4 protein-coding genes and 1 pseudogene are annotated in these 10,587 nt (G+C 69.7%); 3 read left to right on the top strand and 2 right to left on the bottom strand.

The annotated features are described in order from the left end of the window. Nucleotides 1-306 precede the first annotated feature (306 nt). Nucleotides 307-1,503: a serine hydrolase domain-containing protein gene (locus ABD987_RS39510; RefSeq protein WP_345406943.1), complete on the bottom strand. Its 1,197-nt coding sequence runs from the start codon at nt 1,501-1,503 to the stop codon at nt 307-309. Nucleotides 1,504-1,680: 177 nt separating this feature from the next. Continuing rightward, a complete protein-coding gene (locus ABD987_RS39505) occupies nt 1,681-4,656 on the bottom strand; it encodes an ATP-binding protein (RefSeq protein WP_345406940.1) in 2,976 nt (991 codons plus the stop codon). Nucleotides 4,657-5,342: 686 nt separating this feature from the next. Between ABD987_RS39505 and ABD987_RS39500 the strand changes: the two genes are divergently transcribed. From ABD987_RS39500 to ABD987_RS39490, 3 genes and pseudogenes are all read left to right on the top strand, one after another. Beyond that, nucleotides 5,343-9,065, top strand: a complete 3,723-nt coding sequence (locus tag ABD987_RS39500; protein WP_345406937.1) for an IucA/IucC family protein — start codon at nt 5,343-5,345, stop codon at nt 9,063-9,065. Then, the gene (locus ABD987_RS39495) at nt 9,062-10,360 is read left to right on the top strand and encodes an MFS transporter (RefSeq protein ID WP_345406933.1); all 1,299 of its coding nucleotides are present in this window, start codon (nt 9,062-9,064) and stop codon (nt 10,358-10,360) included. Before ABD987_RS39500 ends, ABD987_RS39495 begins: the two co-directional genes overlap by 4 nt. After that, nucleotides 10,341-10,541: pseudogene (locus ABD987_RS39490) on the top strand (pentapeptide repeat-containing protein); the annotation flags it as partial. The gene ABD987_RS39495 and the pseudogene ABD987_RS39490, both read left to right, overlap by 20 nt. Nucleotides 10,542-10,587 lie beyond the last annotated feature (46 nt).

Here is a 10,587-nt window from a genome sequence, read left to right as displayed (position 1 = left end):
GCCGGCCCCGCGCACAGTGCGTGGTCGATCAGGGCGCCGGCCGCGTTCTCCTGGGCGAGAATGTGCTCGGCTGTGTCGCCGCGAGCCTCGGACATGGAGACCACGGCGCTTCGCCTGCCGTCGTCGGTGACGCCGTTGAGGTTGATGTAACCGCCGTCCCCGCCCTCGTGGCTCCAGTACGTCCCGCCGCATCCCAGGGGGCGTTCGACCAGGCCGAGCCCGTAGCGGTCACCGGGCCACAGCTGCTGGACCTCCGCGCTGACGGGACGGTCTGCTTCATTTGCGCGTGGATATCCCGGCCGCGGCTCAGGTCGTCTTCCGGTCGCACAACGCGATGTCCACGGTCTTGACCAGGTTCATCCCCTGGTCCATGGTGTCGGCTGCTCGGGTGACGGCGACGGTGGCGCTGCGCCCCGTGCGCTCGCCGGCGTCGACGGCCACGCCGGTCAAGGTCGAGTAACCGGGTACATCACCGCTGTGGCCGTAGAAGTAGCCGCCGCAGGACAGCGGCGTGCGGATCAGGCCGAGCCCGTAGCCCGCGTCAGGCCACAACCGCGTCGCCGGGTCCGGCCGCTTCATCTCCGCCAGCGTGCCCGGTGACAGCAGCCGACGATCGCCCTCGAGCAGCGCGGTCAGGAACCGGTTGAAGTCGCGCGGGGTCGATACCAGCATGCCGGACGCACCGAGAGCGGACGGTTCGAACTCGGTGATGTCCGCCAGCCGCGCGCCATCGGGGCCGGGCACCGTCACGTAGCCGCGAGGGTGCGGCCCGCGCAGGCCGAGCTCCCCGGTACGGGGCAGATACATGGTGTCCAGGCCCAGAGGCCGGATGACGCGCTCGGTCACCTCGTGCTGCCAGCTGTGCCCGGTGACCTTCTCGATCACCATGCCGAGCAGTTCGTAGCCGGTGTTGGAATACGCCCAGCGGTTCGCCTCCCCCGGCTGGAACGTCGCCGGGTGCGCCAGCGCCAGGCCGAGCAGCTCCTTGCCGCTGAACCGCTGGAACCGGCCGGGCAGGTTTCGCGGCGTGAACGGCAGATCACCGGTGAAGTCCGGCACCCCGCTGGTGTGCTGCAACAGATGCCGGATGTGCATCTCGCGGCCGTCATTGCCATGGCCGCGCACCAGCCCCGGCAGGTAACGCTCAACGGGTGCGTCCAGGTCGATCCGGCCTCGTTCGGCCAGTTGCAGCACCACCGTGGCCAGGACGGGCTTGGCATTGCTGCCCATCCTGACCCGGCTGTCGTACGGCACGGGCTGCCCGGTGCTCAGGTCGCCCACTCCGCTGCGCACGGTCCGGTGCCCGCCGGCGCCGCTCGGCCGGGGCGGGTCGCTCACCGTGGCGAGCGCGCCGGGAAACCCGACCTCGCGCGTCAGCCTGTCCACCGCCGCCCGCAGCACCGAACCCGTCGCCGCGTCCGCCTTGGCCGGCACGGACACGACACCGCCACCAGCGACGATCACCGTCGCGGCCACCCCGATCACCCAACCAGACCTCGACATCGTGAGAGCCTCCCCAGCCCGTCCGCCACCACGTCTACGCGAACACGATCCCAGCCCGGACACCACCAGGCACTCGGGCACACACCACGATCCGGGGTGGGGCCATCCCCTCCCCTCGGCAAAGACCTCGCGCACCGCCTGTGTCGTCAACGGTCCCGGCGAGCACGGGAGGCCGTGTCAATCCGGCGGTGTGTCGCGTTCAGGACGTTGCCACGCGGGGTTCGTTGTCGTCTGGGCGGCGAGGCGCGTGGCGTCGGCCGTACCGATCCGGTGGTAGATGTCCAGAGCCTGGTTCAGTGCGGTAGCGGCGGAACGGACGTCCGCCAGGTGCTCGGCGACCCGTCCCAACCCTTCCAGTCCGGTGGCTTCTTCCCACGGAGCTTTGAGATCCCTCGCCAAAGCCACCCCGCGCCGGTAGCAGCGTGACGCGATGTCCGGCCGACCACGGGCGAGGTGCAGTGACCCGATCCGGTGAAGAGTGCCCGCCTCACCGACGCGGTCTCCGACGCGCCGGTGGAGCTGTAGTGCCCGGCGAAGTGCCTGGGCCGCGGCCACGTAGTCCCTTGCGTCCATGTGCAGCGCGCCCAGTTGCCGCAGCGTCGCCGCCTCGCCGCGCGAGTCGCCCACGTCGCGCTGCAGTCCGACCGCCCGGACGAGCGCCTCTCCCGCGCCCGGCGCGTCGCCGGTCAGCCGGCGTATCGTGCCGACCTGCTGGAGGGCGTTCGCTTCGCCGTATTGGTCCCCCACGTCCCGTTGGATCGCCTGCGCCCGGGTGAGCAGTTCGGTCGCCTGACCGTAGTCGCCGATGATCCACAGTGAGTTGGCCATTTCGTTGAGCACGTTGGCCTCGCCGCGACGGTCGTGGATCTCGCGGAACACGACCAGTCCCCGACGCAGCGTCGTGATCGCGTCCTGATACCGCCCGACGAGCCGGTGCACGGCGCCCAGCTGGTGCAGCGCGTTGGCCTCGCCTCGACGGTCGTGGATCGCACGATGAATGCCCAGCGCTTGTCGCAGCGCCTGCCGGGCACCGCCGTAGTCCCCGTTCAGCCACCGCGCGATGCCCAGTTCGTTGAGCGCGTTACCTTCACCACGGCGATTGCCCAGGGCCCGGTACAGGCCCAAAGCACGCTCCTGTGCCCGGCCGGCACGATCGAAGCTCCCGGACAGGTGCAGGACGATGCCGAGGTTGTTCAGCGCCGTGGCCAGACCGTTTCGGTCACCCTCCTGTTGGAAGATGCCGATGGCCTGCTCCAGCGACGTGGTCGCGCCGGGATAGTCGCCGGTGAGCCAGCCCAGATTGCCCAGCGCACAGTGCGCGTTGCCCTCCCCGAGCCGATCGTCCAGCTCCAGGTAAAGCGCCAACGCGCGTTCGTGCATTCGAATCCCGGCCGGGTAGTCCCCGATGTACAGGTACACGGCCCCCAGCCCCCGGTGGACGTTCGCCTCGCCCGACCGATCCGCGATCCCACGGTAGATCGCCAGTGCCGACTCGTAGGAGTCGATCGCGGCGCCGTACTCACCTGTCTGCTCCTGTACGACACCGAGTCCGGTCAACGCGTCGGCCTCGCCGCCCAGGACGACCAGGTCACGCCAGATCGCGAGCGCGCGGCGCAACGCCTCGATCGCACCGGAAAAGTCGCTGGTCAACGATCGGATCTCGCCGAGATCCCCCAGTGCCTGAGCGACGCCGTGCCGGTCACCCTCGCGCTGGGCGGCGTCGACCGCGTTCTCGTGGCAACGCACAGCCACATCCCAGGGACCGGCGTACCGAAGAAACGGAGCCGCGGCGGCGGTCAGGCCAACGGCGCGTGTGTCGTCGGCGCACGCATACGCGTGGTCGACACACGCCAGGATGTTTCCCCGTTCGGCGCGGAGCCACCGTAACGCCGCGCCGGAATCCGACAGTTGTGGCACCGTAGGCGGAACGCGGGCCACCACCGGTGCGCGAGCACGCGAATTTCGACTGAATGCCAGGCAGGCGATGGCGGTGGTGTGCTGGTAGTAGTCCAGCAGGCGACCGACTGCCCGGCCACGCTGCTGTGCGGGCTCGGCCGCGGCCAGGTCACGAGCGTACTCGCGGAGCAGCTCGTGCATCCGGTAGTAGCCCTGGGTCGGTTCGTCGAGCAGGTGGTCGTCGTACAGCACCCGAAGCCGCTCGGCGGCCTCGGCAACGGGCACCTCTTCGAGTGCCGCGACCGCGTAGGGGTCCACCGTGGCACCGGGATGCAGTCCGAGGCGCCGGAACAGACGCTGCCCGATGCCGGGCAAACACCGGTAGGACAACTCGAACGCCGCGGCCACGGCACGGTCGTCCACCTTCAACCGGGCAAGCCGGCTCGTGGCGGCGGAGATGTCGGAAACCAGGCTCCTCACCGTCCATTGAGGACGCGAGTTCAGGATGCCCGCGAGGAGCACGATCGCGAGCGGAAGGCGGCCGGACAGGTCCACCAACTCCTCGACAGCGGCGCGATCGGTCCGCGCGACCGGCACGAGGCGGAGGAACATCTGCGCGGCCTCGTGCCCGGTCAGGATACCCAGCTCGAGGGAGTCGGCGTCCAACGCCGACAGCCGTCGGCGGCTGGTGATCAGGACCATCCCCGCGTCCGACCCAGGAAGCAGCGGTTCGACCTGGGCATGGCCGGCAGCGTCGTCGAGGACGAGCAGCACTCGCCGACCGGTGACCCGGCTACGCCACAGCGCGGCGCGATCATCCAGACCTACTGGCAGGAACCGCGGGGACACCCCGTCGGCGACCAGCAGCGAACCGAGAGCGTCCACTGCCTCGACCGGCCTGCGGCCAGCGGTATGGCCGTGCAGGTCCAGAAAGAACTGCCCGTCCGGAAATCGCTCCGACAGCCGGCGCGCGGCATGCAGCACCAGTGCCGTCTTACCGGCTCCCGGCATCCCGTTGATCGCCGACACCACGACCGCGCCGCCGCCTCCCGTCGCCGTACCCACCAAGCTGACTATCCTGTCGAGTTCCCGCTCCCGGCCGGTGAACCGACGGGGCGCCGAGGGCAACTGCCGGGGCACGACGACATCCCGGCCCGGCATCCGGATATGCACTCCACCAGTCACCGTACCGGCCTGCACCACCACGCCGGTCACATCGGCCCGGGTCACATTCGTCGGCCGGGACGGCTCGTTCACGCGTACCAGCATCGCACCACGGCTCACCCGGACGAAGTCACAATTCGGGGCATTCCATTCCAGCGAGATCATCAACGGCGACACCGGCCTGTCGCTGCGCGATTATGACCGCGCCGGCGGAGACGGACCACGACCTCACGGCCGCGACCTGCTGACGCACGGGCCGCACCTCGAGCGGATCAACCGGCCATAACCTGACAGATAACACACGCGGTATCCGTAGCGGGCACCAACAAGCGGTCATACATTTGCGGAAGGTTAAACACGACAGTAAGACTCTAGGTGCAATTTAAATCGAGAGCCGATCTACTACACAATTTCTGCGAGACAATATAATAAGGCACCCTAAACAACTGGATACGATAAACTCGTTCACCTCCTGTTTACCTGAATGTTCCTGTACGGTTAACCGCGACGTGGACAGCATGTGTCCCATGTCAACTTCCGCTCAGGCGAGCGAAAAGAGCATTAAAGACACTTCGGACATCGCACTGGCGCCCCATGAAGAAACCGTCTTCATGACGCTCAGAAAATCCGAGAGCGCGGCCGCGCAGGATATTGCCAGGGCATATCTCACGTCCTTGCCGCGCGCCCGATCCACCGCGATGTCCCGTTTGCTGTCCGCCCTGCTTCGAGAAGGCCTGCTCGATGCGACCTCGGCGCGGGACCGTGGTCTCGAGTTTCGTATGGAGAAGGCCACGGCCACCGGTCGTCTCGATCTTCGCGGCCCGGTGATGTTCGGCCCGGCTGCCGGCCGGCGGGTGGTCGAGGATCCCGTGGACCTGCTGAATGCTCTCGTGGAGCAGGGCCTTGTCGGCGGCACTCCCGAAGGCTGGGCGCGCCTGCGTTCCGAGATCGCCGAAAGCGTCACGGGACACGCCCTGTCACTGGCGGCCGCGGATCGCCTTGCCAGCGAGCTTCGGGATCACAGTGTTTTCGCCGACGAGGTCGAAGAGCATCCGTTCACCTCACTGGTCAATGCGTTCCGCATTTCGGGAGAACGAGGTTCACTGCTCGTCCCCTTCGAACGGATGGTCGTCGACGGGCATCCATTGCATCCGGCGGCGAAGATCAGGATCGGGATGACCCCGGACGAGGTCGTCCGGTTTTCTCCTGAATTCGGTGCGGCGTTCGATGTCGCCCTGATCGCGGTGTCCCGGGTCGCGGCGACGGGAGCGAGTAATTTCGAATCCGCACAATCGGTGCTTCGCCGCGCGTTCCCCCGCGCCATCGCCGCGGCGGAACTGGAAATGCGGGCGGCGGGGCTGGATCCCGCACGTCATGTGCTGGTTCCCGTGCATCCGCATCAGCTGCGGCACGCCGTGCCCGCGTTGCACGCCGACGCGCTGTCCGACGGCACGGTGGTTCCGCTCCGCACCGGGCTCCCGGCCCGGCCGCTGATGTCGGTCCGGACCCTGGCCGTGCGGGAGCCCGCCGCGAGCACCGGGCTGCACATCAAGACCGCGCTGGAGGTGCAGCTCACCAACGCCGTCCGTGGCGTCTCCCCCGCCGCGGTGCACAACGGCCCCCGCATGTCGGCGCTGCTCACGGACATCGTGGCCGGGGACCTGGACCTGGCGCTCACCACGGCGGACGGACGCCCCGGGTTCGCCGTACTGCGCGAGCTGGGCAGCGTCGCCTACGTTCCCCCCGAAGACCGCGGTCCCCGGTCGGCGCGCGAGGCGGCGAACGGGACCCCGGCCAGGAAGCGTTCGCTGGGCGCGATCCTGCGTGAAGACAGCGAAGACCTGCTCGGCGAGGACGAGCTCGCGATGCCGATCGCCGCGCTGCTGGCGAAATCGCCGCTCACGGGTGCCTGTCTCGTCCACGACCTGCTCTCCGAGATTTCGTCGGTCACCGGCACGCCCGTGGCCGACGTCGCCCCGCGGTGGCTCGGCGCACATGTCGAGCGGTGTGTCCCACCCGCGCTGACCCTGTTGGTTCGCTACGGCATCGCGCTGGAACCGCACCCGCAGAACACCGTGCTGGTACTGAAGGACCGGTGGCCGCACCGCGTCCTGGTCAGGGACCTCGGTGGCGCGCGCCTGTTCGAGCCCCGCCTTGCCCGTCGAGGTTTCACCGCCGAGCTGCGTCCCGGGTCCGCGTTGCTCGCGCCCGACGCGGCCTCTGTTCGTGCCAAGCTGTACTTCCCGCTCTTCGGCAACCATCTCGGGGAACTGGTCGCCGCGATCGCCGACGCGACCAGGTGTGCGCAGCAGCGGCTGTGGTCCGTGGTGCGTCGATGCGTACAGCGGACCTTCCTGCGGCTGGGCAGGTCGGCCTGCTGCCACGACGAGGCCACCGACGCCAGGACGGACGCCGAGGAACTGCTGACCAAACCGTGGCGGCACAAGGCGATGCTGACCATGCGCCTGAACGCCCTCGTCACCGACCAGCGCTACGTCACCGGCCCGAACCCGCTCGCCGCCTCCGCGCCGGCCACCGTCCCGGCGGGGCTCAGCGAGGCGGAGGACGAGATGCTGACAGGACTCCGCGAGAACCAACCCGACCTCGTGCAACCCTGGCTTGACGAACTCGGCGAGGCGCGGCTGCGCACTCTCAACGGCGCCTTCAGCGCGATACTCCGCGAACGTGGCCTCGTCCTCGCCGCGCGGATCACCGAGAGCGAACTCCTCGTGGGAAGGCCTCCGGCACCTTCGGCCGTCCTCACCGCGCTGGGGCCGGGCCTTCCGCGCACGGGAACGCTGGCCTGCGTGACGATGCCGTCGGGGCGGACGCTGTCGGCGGTGTGCCGGGCCGACACCGGTTTCGCGGCCAACGAGGTGGTGAGCCCCATCGTGGTCCGCGACGGCGACGAAGTCCGCCGGCTCCAGCGGCCCGAAGAACTGGCCGACCTCATCCTGGACGACACGCCGTCCACCGGCGCTGCCGGCTGGCGCGGCCTGCGGGCCGAGCTCGTCGACTCCGCCCGCAACCTGGCCCTGGCCAGGGCCGCGGTCCAGCGCCGTTTCCTTACGCACCCCGAAGGAGCCGGGACGGCACCCGGCGGGCGCGCCGCCTCCGACCGCACGCTCGATCTGGACGCCTCGTGCGCGGACGGGCACACGATCCACCCGTGTCCGCGGGCCCGCCACGGCTTCACCCCGGCCGATTCCCTCGCCTACTGTCCGGAGAGCGCGGACACCGTCGGCCTCGTCTTCGTGGCGGTACGCAAGGACTCCGTGGTCTCGACCCCCGACCGATCCGGTGCTTCGGTGGGAGCGGTCCTGGCCGACCACTACCCCGCGATCGCCGCGCACGCCGTCGGCGCGCTCACCGCCCGCGGACACGCACCCTCCGACTACGAGCTGATTCCCGTACACCCGTGGCAGGCCAGGGTGATGCTGCCGGACGAGTACCGTGAGGAACTCGCGGCGGGCACCATCGTCGCGCTCCCCGAAGCGCGCCTGGCGTGCCGGCCGACCGTGTCGGTCCGCACCCTGGTCACCGCCGCGCCGGGCAGGCACGGCCGGAGACTGAGTGTGAAGGTCTCGCTGGATGTCCAGCTCACTTCGACCCGCCGGACGATCTCGCCGGCCACCACCGCCAACGGTCCTCGGCTGAGCCGTCTCCTGCGCCGCCTCCTCGCGGCGGACCCCATCACCTGCGGAAAGGTCGACTGCGTACCGGATCTGGCCGGAATCGCGTTCTCGCCCGAAGCGGGAACGTCCTCGCGGGCGCGGGAACGTGGCCTGTCCGCCCTGCTCCGTGCCGATCCCGCCGACCACGCGCGCCCCGGCGAAGTCGTCCTGTCCGCCTGCGCGCTGTTCGGCCTGTCCGCGCATCCGGGCGGGACCGTGCTCGCGGAACTGATCGAGGAACGCGCTCGCCGCCTTGCCGTCCCCACCCGCGACGCCGCGTTCGCGTTTTTCGGTGCGTACGCGGACCTGATGCTTTCCGCGGGGCTGCCCCTGTTGTGGCACTACGGGATCGGCCTGGAAGCCCACATGCAGAACACGATGCTGGTGATGCGCGGGGAAACGCCGGTCCGTGTCCTCCTCCGCGACTTCGGCGGGATCCGCGTCCACACCGGCAGGCTGCGGGACGCGGGACTCGAATTCACCGCCCATCCTGGCTCGATCAACTTCACCGAGGACATCGACGAGGTCCGCGCCAAGGTGGCACACGCGCTGCTACAGGCCAACATCGCACAGGTGGTCAAGTCGCTCTCCTCGTCCTACGGCCTTCCCGGCGAACGCCTCTGGGCGACAGTCCGCGCCACCATGGTCGGCCTACCCGACCGGCTGCCCGAGAACCTGCGCTCCCGCGCCGCCTCGGACCTGGAGTTCTTGCTGGCTCCTCACCTGCCGCAGAAGGCACTCGGGCTCATGCGCCTGCACCCCACCGGCGAGGACATCTACCTTCCCCAGCCCAATCCGCTGCACGGGGCCGGGAACCGGGTGCCATGACCGCCCACCGCTCCCAGCGCCTGCCGTTGCGCGTGTTCCTGGCCGGGACCGTGGCGTCCCGGATCGGCGACGCGGCCGATCTCGTGGCGCTGAACTGGTACGTCCTCGAACGGACCGGCTCCGCGACGGCGCTGGCAACCGTGAACGTGCTGCGGCTCGCGCCCATCCTGCTGCTCACCGCCCCGACCGGATGGCTCGCCGATCGCTTCGACAAACGCCGCCTGCTGGCGGCCACACGCGTGACGCTCTTCGCCGCCACCCTCGGGCTCGCGTGGATCGTCACCGTCGCGGGTCCGTTCTGGCTCCTGTACGCCGCGGTCCTCCTCCGGGCATCGGCGGGCAGCGCCGAACCGGTACTGCGCCAGACGTTGCTGCCATCACTGCGGGGCGGCCGGGCGCTCACGGCGGTGGTCGCGATGAACTCGGCCTGCCTGAACACGGCCATGATCCTCGGCCCGGCGATCGGCGCGCTCCTCCTCACGATCGGTTCCGTCACCACCGCGTTCTGGTTCAACGCCTGTTGCACGCTGGCCGCGCTGTGCTGTTTGACCCTGCTGCCGGATCCGCCGTCTCCACCACCCTCGCCGGCTGCTCCCCCGACGGCGATCGAACCGCCGCGATCGAACCACTCGGTACGGCATTTCCTGCGCGAGAACAGAGCGGTGCGGCACCAGATCGCGCTCGCGATGGGGCCGATGCTGTTCGCCTTCCCCTACACCTCGATGATGCCGCTGCTGGCCAAGGACCTGTTCGACGGTGACGGAGGCACCGCCGGCCTACTGCTGACCTGCGGCGCGGTGGGCGCGTTCGCGGCCTCCACGACGATGTCGCGAAGACCACCGGCCGACCCCGCCCGCCTGGCCGCCGGGGGTGCCGTGCTCCTGGGAATCTCGCTCCTCGTCCTGCTCGTCCCCAGCGGACTCACCGGGGACGCCGCCGCGCTCGGCGCGGGCGTCGTGATGGTGGCCGTGGGCCTGACCGGCCAGTGCTACCGCACCGCCAACCGGGCGGCCATCCAGCTCACCGTGCCCGAACACCTCCTCGGCCGCGTCATGGGCATCGCCGGCACCGACCGCGCGATGATCCCCATCGGCACAGCCGTTCTCGGGCCCGTCGCACACCTCGCCGGCACCCGGACGATGGTCGTGTGCATGGGACTCGGCTGCGTCGTCATCTCCCTGCTGACCCGCAAACCCAGCCGGTTCCGAGCAGTTGTTCGCCTTCCAGCAGCAGGCCGTCGACACCTGGGCCCACCCGGAACGGGTCGCGTCGGCCACCGAGGACGACGCCCGTGAGCGGCGGATCACCGACCTGTACCCGAAGGCGGCTGACCAGCTCGGTTCGGACAAGGCACCCGTGCGGCTGGCGGGACTGTAGGCGCTGGAGCGCCTAGCGCAGGACAACCCGAGCCAGCGTCAGATGACCGTGAACGTCCTGTGCGCCTGCCTGCGCATGCCGTATTCGCCGCCCACGAAGACATCGCAGCCTCATCGTCGGGCGCGCACCCGGATGGGCACGCCGT

It is taken from the genome of Amycolatopsis samaneae, from assembly GCF_039541975.1.
Classification (GTDB): domain Bacteria; phylum Actinomycetota; class Actinomycetes; order Mycobacteriales; family Pseudonocardiaceae; genus Amycolatopsis; species Amycolatopsis samaneae.
Note: the sequence above shows the minus strand (reverse complement) of the source record. Positions and strands in the feature narration are given on the sequence as shown.

Bases quoted from the DNA above. Each gene is read 5' to 3' on its own strand.
- ABD987_RS39500 (WP_345406937.1), top strand. From the start codon at position 5,343: ATGGAGAAGGCCACGGCCACCGGTCGTCTCGATCTTCGCGGCCCGGTG.
- ABD987_RS39510 (WP_345406943.1), bottom strand. From the start codon at position 1,503: ATGTCGAGGTCTGGTTGGGTGATCGGGGTGGCCGCGACGGTGATCGTC.
- ABD987_RS39495 (WP_345406933.1), top strand. From the start codon at position 9,062: ATGACCGCCCACCGCTCCCAGCGCCTGCCGTTGCGCGTGTTCCTGGCC.